This is a genomic window from Nocardioides sp. (genome assembly GCF_025965415.1).
GTDB lineage: Bacteria > Actinomycetota > Actinomycetes > Propionibacteriales > Nocardioidaceae > Nocardioides.
In genome coordinates this window covers 1-15179 of the sequence record NZ_JAOPWY010000164.1, presented here as the reverse complement: position 1 = coordinate 15179, position 15179 = coordinate 1, and the positions used below count along the sequence as shown (strand labels likewise).

The window sequence follows — 15179 nt, the reverse complement described above, 5'->3', positions numbered from 1 at the left end:
CGTGCGTGACGCCGGACGTGATCGTGGTCGACCACCACGACTCCTACACCTGGAACCTGGTGCACCTCGTCGCCCGGGTGACCGGCGTCCTGCCCCGCGTCGTGCAGCACGACGAGGTGTCGCCCGACGACGTGCTGAGGCACTCGCACGTCGTGCTGTCGCCAGGGCCCGGCCACCCGGCGGTCCCGGCCGACTTCTCGGTCGGCGCGGCGGTCCTGCTGGCCGGGACGCGGCCGGTGCTCGGCGTGTGCCTGGGCATGCAGGGGCTGGTGACGGCGTACGGCGGCACGGTCGCGCGGGTTCGTCCCGCGCACGGTGAGGTCGCGCCGATCACGCACGACGGCGCCGGCGTCCTCGCCGGGCTTCCGCAGGGCTTCGCGGCCGTCCGCTACCACTCGCTCGCGGCCGTGTCGCTGCCGCCGGACGTCGTCGCCACGGCGTGGACCGACGACGGCGTGGTGATGGGCGTGCGGCACCGCACGCTGCCGCTGGAGGGCGTGCAGTTCCACCCCGAGTCGATCCTGTCCGAGCACGGCGAGGCGCTCGTGAGGAACTTCCTCACATGAGCGACCCCGTCTCCTTCTTCCGCGAGGTCGCCGCCGCCCACCCGCGCTGCTTCTGGCTCGACGGCGGCGGCGCCCGCGAGTGGTCCGGTCGCCGCTCGATCATCGGCTGGCTCGAGGACGACGACATCTCGCTGACCTTCTCGGCCGCGCGGCGCGAGGTGCGCGCGCACGCCGGCGGCACGTCGACCGTGGTCGGCGACGACATCTTCGCGGTGCTCGAGGAGCGCATCCGGGCGGGCGAGCAGTGGTTCGGCTACCTCGGCTACGCCTCCCGCACCGACCTCCCCGCCGCGCCCGATCCGGCGCTGCCGGACGCGGTCTGGATGCGGCCGCGGGCGGTGCGGGTGTTCGAGCACGCGGTGGCCCCGGCGGTGGCCCCGGCGGTGGACCCGGCGGTGGTCGAGGTCGCCGGCACCCCTCGCACCTCCACCAGCGCAGGGGTTCCTGAGGCGTACGCCGCTGCCTTCGCGACCGTCCAGGAGCACCTGCACGCCGGCAACTCCTACGAGGTCAACCTCACCCACCGCCTGGCCCGCGAGGCCGACCTCGACCCGGTCACGGCGTACCTCCGCCTCCGCGAGCTCAACCCCGCGCCGTACTCCGGCTTCCTCCAGCACGACGTCGCCGACGCGCGGGCGTGGCTGCTGTCGAGCTCGCCGGAGAGGTACGCCCTCATCACCCCCGACCGGCACCTGGAGACCAAGCCGATCAAGGGCACCGCCCCCCGTGGCACGACGCCGCAGGAGGACGAGGCCCACCGCGAGCGGCTGGCCGAGGACCCCAAGACCCGCGCCGAGAACCTGATGATCGTCGACCTGCTCCGCAACGACCTGTCGCTGGTCTGCGACGTCGGGTCGGTCGAGGTGCCGGCCCTCATGCAGGTCGAGACCTATGCGTCCGTGCACCAGCTCGTCTCCACGGTCCGGGGGCACCTCCGCGACGACGTCAGCACCGTCGGTGCGCTGCGGGCGCTGTTCCCCGCGGGCTCCATGACCGGCGCGCCCAAGCTGCGGACCATGCAGATCGTCGAGGAGGTGGAGTCGTCGCCGCGGGGTGCGTACGCCGGCGCGTTCGGCTGGATCGGCGGCGACGGCCCTGCGGACCTGGGGGTCGTCATCCGCTCGCTGATGACCGACGGGAGCGGCCGGTGGACCCTCGGGACGGGCGGCGGCATCACCGTGAAGTCCGATGTCGGCGAGGAGTGGTCGGAGTCGGAGTGGAAGGCCGAGCGGCTGCAGCGGGTGTTCGACTAGCCCTGCGTCGCAGTGGCGGTGACGCCCGGCAGCCACAGCGAGAAGCGCGCCCCACCCGTCGGCGCCTCCGACACCTCGATCCGGCCGCCGTGGCGGTCGATGACCTGCCGCACGATCGCCAGCCCGAGCCCCGAGCCGGGCATCGCGCGCGACTCCTCCGAGCGGTAGAAGCGATCGAAGATGTGCGGCCGGTCGGCCGCGTCGATGCCGGACCCCTCGTCGTCGACGGTGAGGACGCCGTCCGCCAGGCGCACCGTGACGGTGCCGTCGTCGGGGCTCCACTTCGCGGCGTTGTCGAGCAGGTTGGTGACGGCGCGCTCGAGGCTGCTGGAGTCGCCGACGACCGGCCAGGGGTCGAGGTCGACGTCGAAGGAGACGCCGTGGGCGCGACGGCGTACGCGGGTCACCGCCCGCTCCACCACCTCGGCGAGGTCGACCTCGGCGACCACGCGGGTCGTCGGCTCGTCGCGCGCCAGCTCGACGAGGTCGCCGACGAGGGCGCTCAGCTCCTCGATCTGGCCTCGGACGTCGTCGAGCAGCTCGAGGCGTGCCTCGGGCGGGAGCGCCGAGTTGCCCTCGGCCTGGCGGAGCAGGTCGAGGTTGGTGCGCAACGAGGTGAGCGGCGTGCGCAGCTCGTGGCTCGCGTCGGCCACCAGCCGTCGTTGCCGGTCCCGCGAGGCGCCGAGCGCCAGCAGCATCTGGTTGAAGGCGGTCGCCAGGCGCGCGACCTCGTCGTCGCCCTCGATCCGCAGCGGCGTCAGGTCCTCGGTGACGGCGATGCGCTCGACCGCGGAGGTGAGGCGGCGCACGGGCCTGAGGCCGTTGCGGGCGACGAGCCACCCGGCGAGCAGCGCGGTCAGCACGCCCAGCGCGCCGAAGACGAAGAGGACGCCGCCGAGCTTCTCCAGCGTGCGGTCGTTGGGCGCCAGCGGCTGGGCGAGCATCAGGGCTGCACCGTTGTTGGCCTGCACGGTCGCCACGCGGAAGCGCTCGCCCTCGCGGGTGACGAGGGTGCGGACCACGGACTCGCGCCGCCCGGTCGCGACGTCGTACTCCGGCCGGCCCAGGCTGAAGTCGGGGACGTCGTCGCCGGTGACCGTGCGACCCTCGGCGGTGACGAAGATGATCCGGACGTCGGCCGCGCCCAGCATCCAGGCCGGGGCACCCCGCGCCGTGATCTCGGACAGCGTGGTGTAGGCCGTGGCCTTGTGCGCGCGGTTGAGCAGCGACTGGTCGAGCGAGCTCATCAGCTGCTGGCGCATCACGACGTACGCCGTCAGCGCCAGGATCGCGATCGAGATCCCGAGCGCGATCGTGGTCAGCACCGCCACGCGCGAGGCCAGCGACCTGCGCCAGTGCCAGCGCCCCTCGGGCCAGGTGGCGGCGGACCTCATGATTCCTTCAGCACGTAGCCCACGCCGCGCACCGTCTGGATCAGCCGGGTCTCGCCCTCGGCCTCGGTCTTGCGGCGGAGGTAGCCGACGTAGACCTCGAGCGAGTTGGCGCTGGTCGGGAAGTCGTAGCCCCAGACCTCCTCGAGGATGAAGGACCGGTCGAGGACCCGGCGTGGGCGCCGGAGGAACATCTCGAGCAGGGTGAACTCCGTGCGGGTGAGCTCGATCGCGCGCCCGCCCCGCGACACGTCGCGGCTGCCGACGTCCATGGTGAGGTCGGCGAAGGACAGCACCTCGCCGTCGGCCTCGTCGTCGGGGACGACGCGGCGCAGGAGCGCCCGCAGCCGCGCCAGCAGCTCCTCGAGCGCGAAGGGCTTGGTCAGGTAGTCGTCCGCGCCGGCGTCCAGTCCCTCGACTCGATCACCGACGGCGTCGCGCGCCGTGAGCACCAGGATCGGCACGTCGTTGCCGGCCGCCCGCAGCGCCCGCGTGGTCTCGATGCCGTCGAGCCGCGGCATCATCACGTCGATCACGACGACGTCGGGGTGGTGGGAGCCCACGGCGACCAGGCCCTCGGCGCCGTCGCCCGCCAGCACCACCTCGTAGCCGTTGAACTCCAGCGACCGGCGCAGCGAGTCGCGCACCGCCCGGTCGTCGTCGACGACGAGCACGCGGGGCCTGGGGTCGGTCACCTCGCAAGGATGCCAGCCGTGCCTGAGGCGAGGCTGAAGATCTAGCGGTAACGCGCCGCGATGGTCCCGGCCCGGGCGCCGTAGCTGCCGCCGAACATGCAGGCGTGGACCAGCAGCGGGAAGAGTTGGTGGATGCCCAGCCGCGCCTCCCAGCCGTCGGCAAGGGGGTGCGCCTCGTCGTACGCCGCCACCACCCGCGGCAGGTGGGTGAGGCCGAAGAGGTGGAGCATCGCCAGGTCGACCTCGCGGTGCCCGCCGTAGGCCGCCGGGTCGATGACGTGGATGGCGAGGTCCTGGCCCCAGAGGCAGTTGCCGTTCCACAGGTCGCCGTGGAGGCGGGCCGGCGTCTCGTCGGGGACCAGCTCGGTGAACCTGCCGACGACCGCCTCGACCGCGGCCGCGTCGGAGTCGGTGATCGCTCCTCGGTCGCGCGCCAGCTTGAGGTAGGGGAGGACGCGGCGCACGGCGTAGAACTCCGCCCAGGAGCCCGCCGTCCGGTTGGGCAGCGGCAGCCGGCCGATGAAGCCGTCGTGGTCGAGGCCCCAGCCGTCGGCGCCGGCGGAGTGGGTGGTGGCGAGCTGCTGGCCGAAGGTGACGGCGGCCTCGGCGGGGGTCTTCGACGTCTGCTCGACCCAGGCCAGGACCAGGCAGTCGCTGGCGGCGCCGAGGACCTCCGGCACCGGGAGCCCGCCGTCGACCTCCGAGAGCCAGCGCAGCCCGGCGGCCTCGGCCTCGAAGAAACCCTCGGGCGCGTGCGGCAGCGTCTTCATCAGCGCGGTCTGGCCGCTGGAGAGGCGCAGGCGGGTGGCGGTGGCGATGTCACCCCCGGCGACCGGCGCGGTCGCGACCACAGACGTGCCGAGGAGCTCCTCGGCACGCTTGGCGATCAGCGGCTGGCGAGCCATCAGGCAGGGCCCTCGACCGCGCCGACGAGTGCCGTCACGATCGCATCGCTCGTGCGCTCGACCATCGCCAGCACCTCCTCGAACCCGTCGTCACCACCGTAGTACGGGTCGGGCACCTCCCCACCCGGATCGCTGGGATCGAAGTCGCGGAACAGCCCGACGCGGTCGGTGCGCCCGCCCACGTCGGCGAGGTTGGCCGCGTCCATGACCAGCACGGCGTCGTACGACTCGGGCCAGGTGGCGTCGTACTGCCGGGCGCGGTGCCGCGTCGGGTCGTAGCGGGCGGCGGTGAGGGTGGCTGCGGCCCGGTGGTCCATCGGGCCGCCCACGTGCCAGCCGCCGGTGCCCGACGAGGAGACCTCGACGCGGTCGTCGAGGCCGGCCGCGGCGAGGCGCTGCTCGAGGACGACGTGCGCCATCGGCGAGCGGCAGATGTTGCCGAGGCAGACCAGCGCGATGCGATAGCGGCCGGGCGAGCGCGGGGACGGAAGCGTCGGCAAGCCGGTCAATCCCGGGCCGGCAGCGCCGTCCGGACGCCCCAGCCGACGACGGTGATGATCAGGGATCCGACCAGCGCGTTCCAGAAGCCGTTGACGTGGAAGCCCAGGTCGAAGGCGTCGGCGAGCCCGGCGGTCAGCAGCAGCATCAGCGCGTTGATGACCAGCAGCAGGAAGCCGAGCGTCAGGATGATGAAGGGCAGCGACAGCAGCTTGATCACCGGCTCGATGAAGGTCGAGACGAGTCCGAGGATCAGCGCCACGAAGAGCAGCGGGAGGATCTTCTCCTTGAGCTCGGCCTGTCCGGCGCCGGGCCCGTTGAACCAGATCCCGTCGAGCAGCCAGGCGGCCACGGCCAGCCCGGCCGCGTAGGTGAGCAACCACGTCACGAAGCGCATGTCACGACACTAGCGGGGCTCGAGGAACGAGTGGCACGCGTGTGTCGGGAGGTCGAGCAGGCCCGCGACCGAGCCTGCGAGGCCGCGACGGCGCGTCGAAACCCACCCTCGGCCGGTGCGATCGATTGGCTACCCTCCCCGGATGGTCACGATCGGCGGCACGGGCGTGATGGTGCTCGGCGCCCTCGCCGCGGGCGTCGTCGCCGTCCTGCTCGCACTCCTCACCCGGCGCCGGCTCGGCACGACCTCCGCTGTCGCGGTCTCCGGCCTGCTCTGGTCGCTGGTCACGATCGCGCTGGTCACCCTCGTCCCGACCCGCGCCGACATCGGCGTCGTGCCCGCGGAGGGCCGCAGCGAGTCCTGCTCGTGGGACTACGGCGGCCCGTCGGGGGCGGCCTTCGAGGTCCTCGGCCTCGACCAGCGCACCCTCAACGTGCTGCTGTTCGTGCCGGCCGGCGTCTTCCTGGTGCTCGCGGTCGGACGCTGGTGGTCGGGGCTGCTGCTCGCCCCGCTCGGCCTCGTCGCGCTGGCGGCGTACAGCCTGGGCATCGAGCTCGCGCAGCTCCAGCTGGCGCGGCTGGACCGCGCGTGCGACGTGACCGACATGGTCGACAACATCCTCGGAGCGGGCGTCGGCTTCGTCGTCGGGCTGGTGCTGCTGCCGGTCCTGAGGCCGTGGCGAGGTCGCCGGACCGATCACTAGGGTCTGGCGTATGTCCACCACGACCCCCCAGCCCCGGCCCAACGTGCTCGCCATCCCGACGTACGTCGCCGGCAAGCCGCCCGTGGCCCGACCCGGGCTGACGTCCTACAAGCTGTCGTCCAACGAGAACCCCTACCCGCCGCTCCCGGGCGTGCTGGAGGCGGCGGCCGAGGCGGCGGCGCAGATGAACCGCTACCCCGACATGGGCAACACCGCCCTCTACGCCGCGCTCGGCGAGGCGATGGGCGTGCCGGCGGAGGACCTCGCCGCGGCCACCGGCTCCGTGGCGCTGATCTACCAGCTCGTCAATGCCTTCTGCGAGCCCGGCGACGAGGTCGTCTACGCCTGGCGCTCCTTCGAGGCCTACCCGATCGCCGTGACGGCCGGCGGCGCGAGGAGCGTCCAGGTGCCGGTCACCGCCGACGGGCGCCACGACCTCGACGCGATGGCGGCCGCGGTCACCGACCGCACCAAGATCGTCATCGTCTGCACCCCCAACAACCCCACCGGGCCCGCGGTCACCCAGTCCGACCTCGACGCCTTCATCGCGAAGGTGCCCTCGCACGTGGTGGTCGTCGTCGACGAGGCCTACCTCGAGTTCGTCCGGATGGACGACGCGATCGACGGCATCGCGACCTACCGGCGCCACGACAACGTCGTGCTCACCCGCACCTTCTCCAAGGCCTACGGCCTCGCCGGCTTCCGGGTCGGGTACGCCGTCGCGCCGGCGCCGCTGGCCGGCGCGCTCCGCGCGGTGTCGCTGCCCTTCGGTGTCAGCCACGTCGCCCAGGCCGCCGCCATCGCCTCCCTCGAGGCGACCGACGCCCTGTTCGAGCGCGTGGACGACCTCGTCGCGCGCCGCGCCGACCTGGTCGCCCGGCTCCGCGAGGTCGGCTGGGAGCTCCCCGACGCGCAGGGCAACTTCGTGTGGTTCCCGCTCGGTGAGCGTGCCCTCGAGTTCGCGGCGGCGTGCGGCGAGGCGGGCGTCTCGGTGCGGCCGTTCGCCGGCGACGGCGTACGCGTCAGCATCGGCGAGGCCGAGGCGTTCGACCGCGTGGTCGAGGTGGCGGCCCGCTTCGCTCCCGGGTCCCCGGCGTAGACGCGCGGACGTTGGTCGACGGGGCGGCGGCCCTCAGGCGGGCGGGTGCCCCGACCCGGTGACCATGGTCTGCGTGTCTTCGACCGGCGCCCGGTCCATCCGCCGGAAGGACGGCACGCGCGTCGGCGCCATCGTGGTGAGGAAGTACGCCGCGCCCGCCACCAGCAGGGCCGGCGAGATGCCGAGCCCGGTGACCGCCAGGCCGCCGAGCACGCCGCCGAGCGGCATCAGCGACCAGCAGATGGCAGTGTTGAGCGACGACACCCGCCCGAGCAGCGGGGCCGGGATGCGCTCGAGGATGACCGCACCGAGGATCGGGTTGAGGAAGCCGGAGGCCACACCGGCGACGGCGGTGACGGCGAAGACCGCCCAGACCGGCGACTCCAGCGCCATCACGACGAAGCGGGGCGCACCGCAGATGAGGAACGCCACGACGTACGTCCGGTAGCGCGGCAGCGTCTCACCCCACCTGGCCGCGATGAGGGCACCGACCACCGACGCCCCGCTCATCACCGCGAAGAGGGTGCCGAGCACCGCGACGCCGGCCCCGGAGTCCTTCGCCCACACCGGCGCGAGCACGGCCGCGTAGGCCTGGTCGACGAGGTTGGTGACCGCGACCATCACGCAGATCGCGATCAGCACCGGCTCGGTGCGCAGGAAGTCCCAGCCCTGCCGCAGCTCGGTGACGTACGACGTCGGGTCGGCGTCGACCTCGGGAGGGACCGGCCGGCCCAGCCCCGCCGTGGCGACGCCGAACACGACGAAGGAGACCAGGAACGACGCGGCGTCCACGTAGAGCGCGTCGGCCGCTCCCACCGACGCGACGAGCAGGCCGGCCAGTGCGGCGCCGGCCATCGAGGAGGTGCGCTCCACGGCCGCGGCCAGCCCGGAGACCCGCTCGAGGGACCAGCCGGCGGTGCGGGCGATCTCGGGGCTCATCGCGGCCTTGCCCGCGTCACCGGGACCGCGCAGGGCGCCGGCGATCGCGACCAGCACCAGCAGGGTGGGGAAGGTGAGCAGGCCCAGGCCGTGCAGCACCGGGATCGCGGCGACCACGAAGGCCGAGAGCAGGTCGCAGACGAGGCTCACCCGCCGCGGCCCGATCCGGTCGAGCAGCGGACCACCGAGCGCCTTGAGGGCCACCAGCGGGGTGATCTCGGCCGCCGCGACGAGGCCGGTCTGGGTGGCCGAGCCCGTCGTGGACAGCACGAACCACGGGATCGCGATCATCGAGACGCGGGTGCCGACGAAGGAGACGCCCTCGGCGACGAGGGCGCCCACGACAGGCGTACGGCGGGTGATGGCGGCGGTCACTGCTCCTCCCGCGCGCCGAGCTGGCCGGGTCGGAGGTAGGCGTTGAGGTTGACGACGAACCCGGCGGCGCCGTCCTCGTCGGTGTCCTGGGCCTCCTCGATGGTGGTCGTGAGGGCATCGACCAGCGCCTTCGCCCGCGCCGGCGTGAGGGTGAAGTGCCAGTCGCTGAGCGTGCTCACGCCCTGCCACTCGTCGGGGTAGAAGCGCAGCTCGGACACGACCGACCGCAGCCGCTCGCCGTAGATCATCGCGACCGTCGACAGGTAGGCCTCGACGTCGTCGGTGATGTCCTCGCCGCGGAACTCGGTCCGCGTGGAGTCGTGCGTCGCCCGCCACCAGCGGTCGCGGGCGTTGCCGCGCTCGGTGTCCTCCTCGATGAAGCCGTGCTGGGCCAGCTGGCGCAGGTGGTAGGACGTTGCCCCGGTGTTGAGGTCGAGACGCGTCGCGAGGGTGGTGGCCGTCGCCGGGCCGTCGGAGCGCAGCAGCCCCAGCATCTGGAGCCGGAGAGGGTGGCTGAGGGCGCGGAGGCCGGCGATATCGGGGGTGATGGCGGAGCCCATGGCAGCAGGGTAAGACTGCCAACACTTCTTTGCAAACACTTCTTTGCGGTTCAGTCCAGTAAGGTTGAAGGGTGAACGAGACGGCGACCTACACCACGCAGGGCAAGCCCTTCGAGCGCGACATGACCTACCTCCCGGACCGGATCCTGGCGGGCGAGGCGTCCGCGGACCCCCTCGACGACACGTTCCCGAGCGGCTCGAAGGACAGCCCGCGCGACGTGCCGCGGTGGGACGTCGCGCCGGGGCGCTACCGCCTCGTCGCCGCCCGCGCCTGCCCCTGGGCCCACCGCTCGATCATCGTGCGCAGCCTGCTCGGGCTCGAGGACGCGATCTCGTGGGGCGCGCCCGGCCCGACCCACGACGCCCGCAGCTGGACCTTCGACCTCGACCCCGACGGCCGCGACCCGGTGCTCGGCATCGAGCGGCTCCAGGAGGCCTACTTCGCCCGCGAGACCGACTACCCCCGCGGCATCACCGTGCCCGCGATCGTCGACGTGGAGTCCGGCAAGGTCGTCACCAACGACTTCCCGCAGACCACCCACGACCTGTTCTTCGAGTGGCGCGAGCACCAGCGTCCCGACGCCCCGGACCTGTGGCCGGCCGAGCTCCGCGAGGAGATGGAGTCGGTGATGAAGCGGGTCTTCACCGAGGTCAACAACGGCGTCTACCGCTGCGGCTTCGCCGGGTCGCAGGAGGCCTACGAGGACGCCTACGAGCGCCTCTGGACCGCGATGGACTGGCTCGAGGAGCGGCTCTCCGATCGCCGCTTCCTCATGGGCGACGCGATCACCGAGGCCGACGTACGCCTCTTCACCACGCTGGTGCGCTTCGACGCGGTCTACCACGGCCACTTCAAGTGCAACCGCAACAAGCTGACCGAGATGCCGCACCTATGGGGCTATGCGCGCGACCTCTTCCAGACGCCCGGCTTCGGCGACGAGGTCGACTTCGACCAGATCAAGCAGCACTACTACGTCGTCCACACCGACATCAACCCGACGCAGATCGTGCCGGCCGGCCCCGACCCGGCCGTCTGGCTGACGCCGCACGGCCGGGGCTGACCGGGAGTCTCGCCGCCGCAGTCCGCGGTCCTGCACCTCACCCGGTTGCGCGGTCCGGAGTCGATGGCGGGGCGTCACGTGCTCCGCGAGGTGCTGGAGCGCCGCGGACTGCCGTCACGCTGACCGGCGGCGTCCACACCGGCCCCTGGCCGAAGCGTGCGAGCACCGGGCCGGCGTCGGTCCAGCGGAGCCGGGCGAGGTAGAGCACCCGGTGGCCACGGCGGGCGACGTCGTCGCGTGAGACGTACGACGACTCGCAGGGGCCGTTGACCCCGTCGCAGACCCAGCCGTGGACGAAGAGCCGGTTGGGCGTGAGGGGCACGTAGTCCGCACCACCCGGCCCGCAGATCCCCGTCGTCCGGCGGTCGAGGAGCACGCTCTCGGGCGCCGACCCCCAGCCGCGCCGGACCGCAGCCGACCGACGCCAGACGGTCCGGTAGCCGCAGCCGCCGTAGTCGCCCCGGCTCAGCAGCAGGTGGTGCCAGCCCCGGGCGTCGACCATCTCCGGGTTCTCCAGCACGCCGGGGTCGCGCAGCAGCTCGCGGCTCGGCCCCGCCGCGCGCAGGCCGCTCGCGGTCAGCCGCACCATCCGGATCGAGGACGGGGTGCCCTGCGTGCGGTAGAGCAGGAACCGCCGCCCGTCGGGCGCGACGTAGGACGACGGGTCGATGACCCCGCGACGCGGCAGCCCGCGCTCGGTCCGTACGACGTCGCTCGCCGGGGCCGTCGCGGCGCCGCCGGGGCAGGCGAGCGGCTGGCTGTGCAGGGGCGTGAAGGGGACTGCGAGGGCGGGCGACGTGGCGACGCCGATGCACCGGTCCTCCGCGGCGGGGAGGCCGACGACGGGGACGGAGTAGTAGGCCAGCCAGGTGCCGTCGTCGGCCCGGACGAGCTCGGGCGCCCACACGTCGCCGTTGAGTGCCCACGCCGGCCGCGAGTCCAGGAGGGGCGGGCCGGGCGCCCACCCGGCGTACTCCTGCGCGCTGCTGCTGGTGCCGCCGCGCCACCCCGTCCCGGCGGCGAACCAGCGCCCCTGGTCGAGGACGACGCTCGGGTCGGCCAGCGGCTGCTCCCAGAACAGCGGCCGCGGCGGGAAGGCGACGGTGTCGGCGGGGGCCGACGTGGGCGCGAGCGCGCCGCCCAGGAGCGCGGCCCCGGCCAGGACGGCCGCCGTACGACGGGCAGCTCGGGTGGGCACCGCTCGCACCTCCCCCTGGTCGCTGGCACGGTCGTCGGCTCGGGAAAGGCTACGTGCGGTCTGGTCCGGTGGCGTGTCCGCGCCCGAAACCGCTCGCCGTGTCGAGGTTTTGTCAAGGCAACCTGCAGGTAGTCCGGCGCTTCGCCCCGGGCACTGTCTGGCGGGCCGGACATGGCGCAAGGTGGTGGTCGTCCGGGGCGTGCCACACAGGGGTGGGCGGCCCGGGTCGGCCTGTCGTGTGCTGCATGTGAGGGAGTGTCGTTGGGAGCCATCCGGCCGGTGCGCGTCGCCGCCGTGCTCGTGCTGCCCGTGGGGCCCAGGCTCCACCGGGTCACCGTGCGGTCGCTGTCGCAGAAGAAGCTCGTGACCAGTGGCCCGTCCCTGGCCACGGTGACGTTGAAGGTGGGTTCCATGCTGCTCGACCGGATCCGTGTCCCACGACGGTGTGAGGTCCCCCAGGTCCTCCCGGACACTGGCCTTCGGGCCAGGAGCAGCTGATGGCCACCTTCACCGAAGGGCGGAGCAGCTAGCCGCCCGACCTCCACCCCCCATGGAGGGAGCCGGCGTCGACGGGTCACCCACGGGCCTGCCGGCGCCGGCTCGTCTGGCAGGACGATCTGCAACTTCCGAGGGCCAGGCCGGCGACCAGGGCCCCCTCCGGGGCGGGGTCGCCAGATTGGTGCTGGCAGGACTCGGCCGATACGTTGAGCACCATCATGTGGTCGGGGTCACACACGCCGACGGCCACGCTGCAAGCCGTCGGCGTCCGGCGATCCCGTGACTGCCGCTAGCTGTTGAAGGAGAGTGCGTTGTCCGATCCTGCCGGTTTCGGCCCCGACCTTGCGGAGGTCTTCGGACCCTCCCAGTCCGACGGTGGCCCAGAGCTCGTCCAGCTGCTGACGCCCGAGGGTGAGCGCGTCCACCACCCCGAGTTCGACCACGACTTCTCGGCCGAGGAGCTCCGCGGCCTCTACCGCGACATGGTGCTGACGCGACGCATCGACGTCGAGGCCACCGCGCTGCAGCGCCACGGCGAGCTCGGCATCTGGGCCCAGCTGCTCGGCCAGGAGGCCGCGCAGATCGGCGCCGGCCGTGCGCTCCGCCCGCAGGACTACGTCTTCCCGACCTACCGCGAGCACGGCGTCGCCTACTGCAAGGGCGTCGACCCGCTCCGGCTGCTCGGCCTGTTCCGCGGCGTCGACCAGGGTGGCTGGGACCCCAACGAGAACAACTTCGGTCTCTACACGATCGTCATCGGCGCGCAGACCCTGCACGCCACCGGCTACGCCATGGGCATGCAGCGTGACGGCGTCGTCGGCACCGGCGACCCCGAGCGCGACTCGGCCGTGATCGCCCACTTCGGCGACGGTGCGTCCTCGCAGGGCGACGTCAACGAGGCCTTCATCTTCGCCGCCTCCTACAACGCCCCGGTCGTGTTCTTCTGCCAGAACAACCAGTGGGCCATCTCCGAGCCGATCGAGCGCCAGACCCGCATCCCGCTCTACCAGCGCGCGCTGGGCTTCGGCTTCCCGGGCATCCGCGTCGACGGCAACGACGTGCTGGCGACGTACGCCGTCACGAAGGCCGCGCTGCAGCGCGCCCGCGAGGGCAACGGCCCGTCCTTCGTCGAGGCCTACACCTACCGGATGGGTGCCCACACCACCACCGACGACCCCACGCGCTACCGCCTCAACGACGAGCTCGAGCACTGGAAGCTCAAGGACCCGATCGAGCGGCTCAAGGTCTACCTCCGCCGCAACGGCCTGGTCGACCAGCAGTTCTTCGACGACCTCGACGCCGAGGCCAAGGAGCTGGGCCACCACCTCCGCGAGGGCTGCAAGGCACTGCCCGACCCCGATCCGCTGGACCAGTTCGGCTACGTCTTCAGCGAGATGACCGACGAGATCCGCGCCCAGCGCGACGGTTTCGCTGCCTACCTCGAGTCCTTTGAGGAGTCCCACGCATGAGCGCGTCCCAGAGGATCACTCTCGCCAAGGGCCTGAACATGGGCCTGCGCAAGGCCATGGAGGCCGACGACAAGGTCCTGCTCATGGGCGAGGACGTCGGCAAGCTCGGCGGCGTCTTCCGCATCACCGACGGCCTGCAGAAGGACTTCGGCGAGGAGCGCGTCATCGACAGCCCGCTCGCGGAGTCCGGCATCGTCGGCACCGCGGTCGGCATGGCGCTGCGCGGCTACCGCCCCGTCGTGGAGATCCAGTTCGACGGCTTCGTCTACCCGGCCTACGACCAGATCGTGTGCCAGGTCGCCAAGTACACCTACCGCTCGCAGGGCAGGGTGAAGATGCCGATCGTCATCCGCATCCCCTTCGGCGGCGGCATCGGTGCGGTCGAGCACCACTCCGAGAGCCCGGAGGCGCAGTTCGCCCACACGCCCGGCCTCAAGGTGGTGGCCTGCTCCAACCCGGTCGACGGCTACTGGATGATCCAGCAGGCCATCGCCCACGACGACCCGGTCATCTTCCTCGAGCCCAAGCGGCAGTACCACGCCGACAAGGCCGAGCTCGACGAGTCGGCCACGCCGCAGCCGCTGTTCAGCTCGCGCGTCGTGCGGGCCGGCAGCGACGCGACGGTCCTGGCCTACGGCCCGACCGTCAAGACGGCGCTCAAGTGCGCCGAGGCCGCCGAGTCCGAGGGCCGCAGCCTCGAGGTCATCGACCTGCGCACCCTCTCGCCGCTCGACATGGCGCCCGTCTACGAGTCCGTACGCCGCACCGGTCGCTGCGTCATCACCCACGAGGCGCACGTCAACCTCGGCATGGGTGCCGAGGTCGCGGCCCGGATCACCGAGGAGTGCTTCTACTCCCTCGAGGCCCCGGTGCTGCGGGTCGGCGCGTTCGACATGCCCTACCCGCCGTCGCGGATCGAGGAGGAGTACCTCCCCGACCTCGACCGCGTGCTCGACGCCGTCGACCGCACCTTCGCCTTCTGAGAGGAACGCCATGTCTGAATTCCTCCTGCCCGACGTCGGTGAAGGACTCACCGAGGCGGAGATCGTCGCCTGGAAGGTCAAGGTCGGCGACACCATCGAGATCAACGATGTGATCGTCGAGATCGAGACCGCCAAGTCGCTCGTCGAGCTGCCGTCCCCCTACGAGGGCACGGTCCTCGCCCTGCTGGTGTCCGAGGGCGAGACCGTCGCCGTCGGCACGCCGATCATCTCGGTCGGCGACCCGTCGGCCGCGCCCGCGGCGCAGACGGAGTCCGACCCCTACCTCGGCATGGCCCAGAAGGCCGGTGCCGAGGAGGGCCAGGGCGGTGCCCCGGCCCAGGTCGACGCCGCCGACATCGACCTGTCCAACCCGGCTGCCTCCGGCTCGATGGAGGGCGCGTCCCTCGTCGGTCGCATCAAGGCGGATCGCGGCCCGATGCGCCGTGCGCGCCGCGGCTCGGCGTCCCCGAGCACCGACGCAGGCGCCCAGGCCCAGCTGCAGCTGCAGGGGGCGTTCGCGCCCGGCGGCGCCCAGTCGCAGGACGTGCTGCCGGCCGACGAGCCGCCCGTGCCGGCCGTCGACCAGCGA

General features: G+C 72.6%; 16 protein-coding genes. 8 read left to right on the top strand and 8 right to left on the bottom strand.

The features are described from left to right. Positions 1 to 5 precede the first annotated feature (5 nt). On the top strand, positions 6 to 566 hold the full coding sequence (locus tag JWN97_RS16855; protein WP_297625256.1) for an aminodeoxychorismate/anthranilate synthase component II: 561 nt from the start codon (positions 6 to 8) through the stop codon (positions 564 to 566). Continuing rightward, on the top strand, positions 563 to 1819 hold the full coding sequence (locus tag JWN97_RS16850) for an anthranilate synthase component I family protein (protein ID WP_297625253.1): 1257 nt from the start codon (positions 563 to 565) through the stop codon (positions 1817 to 1819). The genes JWN97_RS16855 and JWN97_RS16850 overlap by 4 nt, the downstream gene beginning before the upstream one ends. On the opposite strand, the gene JWN97_RS16845 is transcribed toward JWN97_RS16850, so the two are convergent. The 5 genes from JWN97_RS16845 to JWN97_RS16825 are packed head-to-tail and all read right to left on the bottom strand — an operon-like array spanning position 1816 to position 5705. Continuing rightward, positions 1816 to 3213: a HAMP domain-containing sensor histidine kinase gene (locus JWN97_RS16845; protein ID WP_297625249.1), complete on the bottom strand. Its 1398-nt coding sequence runs from the start codon at positions 3211 to 3213 to the stop codon at positions 1816 to 1818. The genes JWN97_RS16850 and JWN97_RS16845 overlap by 4 nt on opposite strands. Next, on the bottom strand, positions 3210 to 3905 hold the full coding sequence (locus JWN97_RS16840; RefSeq protein ID WP_297625246.1) for a response regulator transcription factor: 696 nt from the start codon (positions 3903 to 3905) through the stop codon (positions 3210 to 3212). The genes JWN97_RS16845 and JWN97_RS16840 overlap by 4 nt, the downstream gene beginning before the upstream one ends. A 41-nt stretch (positions 3906 to 3946) precedes the next feature. After that, on the bottom strand, positions 3947 to 4810 hold the full coding sequence (locus JWN97_RS16835) for a fructosamine kinase family protein (protein WP_297625244.1): 864 nt from the start codon (positions 4808 to 4810) through the stop codon (positions 3947 to 3949). Then, positions 4810 to 5310: a low molecular weight protein-tyrosine-phosphatase gene (locus JWN97_RS16830; RefSeq protein ID WP_297625239.1), complete on the bottom strand. Its 501-nt coding sequence runs from the start codon at positions 5308 to 5310 to the stop codon at positions 4810 to 4812. The genes JWN97_RS16835 and JWN97_RS16830 overlap by 1 nt, the downstream gene beginning before the upstream one ends. 5 nt (positions 5311 to 5315) lie before the next feature. Beyond that, positions 5316 to 5705, bottom strand: a complete 390-nt coding sequence (locus JWN97_RS16825; RefSeq protein WP_297625236.1) for a phage holin family protein — start codon at positions 5703 to 5705, stop codon at positions 5316 to 5318. 142 nt (positions 5706 to 5847) lie between these two features. Between JWN97_RS16825 and JWN97_RS16820 the strand changes: the two genes are divergently transcribed. After that, positions 5848 to 6408 carry a VanZ family protein gene (locus JWN97_RS16820; RefSeq protein WP_297625231.1) on the top strand — a complete coding sequence of 187 codons (561 nt, stop codon included), beginning with the start codon at positions 5848 to 5850 and terminating at the stop codon, positions 6406 to 6408. Between the two features lie 10 nt (positions 6409 to 6418). Further along, entirely contained in the window at positions 6419 to 7507 is a 1089-nt protein-coding gene (gene hisC / locus JWN97_RS16815; RefSeq protein WP_297625228.1) for a histidinol-phosphate transaminase, read from the top strand. Positions 7508 to 7540: 33 nt separating this feature from the next. On the opposite strand, the gene JWN97_RS16810 is transcribed toward hisC, so the two are convergent. After that, entirely contained in the window at positions 7541 to 8821 is a 1281-nt protein-coding gene (locus JWN97_RS16810) for an MFS transporter (RefSeq protein ID WP_297625225.1), read from the bottom strand. Continuing rightward, positions 8818 to 9381, bottom strand: a complete 564-nt coding sequence (locus tag JWN97_RS16805) for a helix-turn-helix domain-containing protein (RefSeq protein WP_297625222.1) — start codon at positions 9379 to 9381, stop codon at positions 8818 to 8820. Before JWN97_RS16805 ends, JWN97_RS16810 begins: the two co-directional genes overlap by 4 nt. Before the next feature lie 71 nt (positions 9382 to 9452). Between JWN97_RS16805 and JWN97_RS16800 the strand changes: the two genes are divergently transcribed. Then, the gene (locus JWN97_RS16800) at positions 9453 to 10442 is read left to right on the top strand and encodes a glutathione S-transferase C-terminal domain-containing protein (protein ID WP_297625219.1); all 990 of its coding nucleotides are present in this window, start codon (positions 9453 to 9455) and stop codon (positions 10440 to 10442) included. Positions 10443 to 10479: 37 nt separating this feature from the next. On the opposite strand, the gene JWN97_RS16795 is transcribed toward JWN97_RS16800, so the two are convergent. Beyond that, positions 10480 to 11640: a family 43 glycosylhydrolase gene (locus tag JWN97_RS16795; RefSeq protein ID WP_297625214.1), complete on the bottom strand. Its 1161-nt coding sequence runs from the start codon at positions 11638 to 11640 to the stop codon at positions 10480 to 10482. Between the two features lie 809 nt (positions 11641 to 12449). On the opposite strand from JWN97_RS16795, the gene pdhA reads away from it, so the two are divergent. The 3 genes from pdhA to JWN97_RS16780 form a co-directional block, all read left to right on the top strand. Continuing rightward, positions 12450 to 13607 carry a pyruvate dehydrogenase (acetyl-transferring) E1 component subunit alpha gene (gene pdhA, locus JWN97_RS16790; protein WP_363321306.1) on the top strand — a complete coding sequence of 386 codons (1158 nt, stop codon included), beginning with the start codon at positions 12450 to 12452 and terminating at the stop codon, positions 13605 to 13607. Next, positions 13604 to 14590 (top strand): alpha-ketoacid dehydrogenase subunit beta, encoded by a 987-nt coding sequence (locus JWN97_RS16785; protein WP_297625211.1) that lies wholly within the window; start codon positions 13604 to 13606, stop codon positions 14588 to 14590. Before pdhA ends, JWN97_RS16785 begins: the two co-directional genes overlap by 4 nt. Before the next feature lie 25 nt (positions 14591 to 14615). After that, positions 14616 to 15179: biotin/lipoyl-containing protein (locus JWN97_RS16780; protein WP_297625351.1), on the top strand; the 564-nt coding region annotated here is incomplete at its 3' end.

Excerpts from the sequence above, each read along its gene's own strand:
- JWN97_RS16850 (WP_297625253.1), top strand. The coding sequence starts at position 563 with ATGAGCGACCCCGTCTCCTTCTTCCGCGAGGTCGCCGCCGCCCACCCG.
- JWN97_RS16845 (WP_297625249.1), bottom strand. The coding sequence starts at position 3,213 with ATGAGGTCCGCCGCCACCTGGCCCGAGGGGCGCTGGCACTGGCGCAGG.
- JWN97_RS16835 (WP_297625244.1), bottom strand. The coding sequence starts at position 4,810 with ATGGCTCGCCAGCCGCTGATCGCCAAGCGTGCCGAGGAGCTCCTCGGC.
- JWN97_RS16825 (WP_297625236.1), bottom strand. The coding sequence starts at position 5,705 with ATGCGCTTCGTGACGTGGTTGCTCACCTACGCGGCCGGGCTGGCCGTG.
- JWN97_RS16820 (WP_297625231.1), top strand. The coding sequence starts at position 5,848 with ATGGTCACGATCGGCGGCACGGGCGTGATGGTGCTCGGCGCCCTCGCC.
- hisC (WP_297625228.1), top strand. The coding sequence starts at position 6,419 with ATGTCCACCACGACCCCCCAGCCCCGGCCCAACGTGCTCGCCATCCCG.
- JWN97_RS16805 (WP_297625222.1), bottom strand. The coding sequence starts at position 9,381 with ATGGGCTCCGCCATCACCCCCGATATCGCCGGCCTCCGCGCCCTCAGC.
- JWN97_RS16785 (WP_297625211.1), top strand. The coding sequence starts at position 13,604 with ATGAGCGCGTCCCAGAGGATCACTCTCGCCAAGGGCCTGAACATGGGC.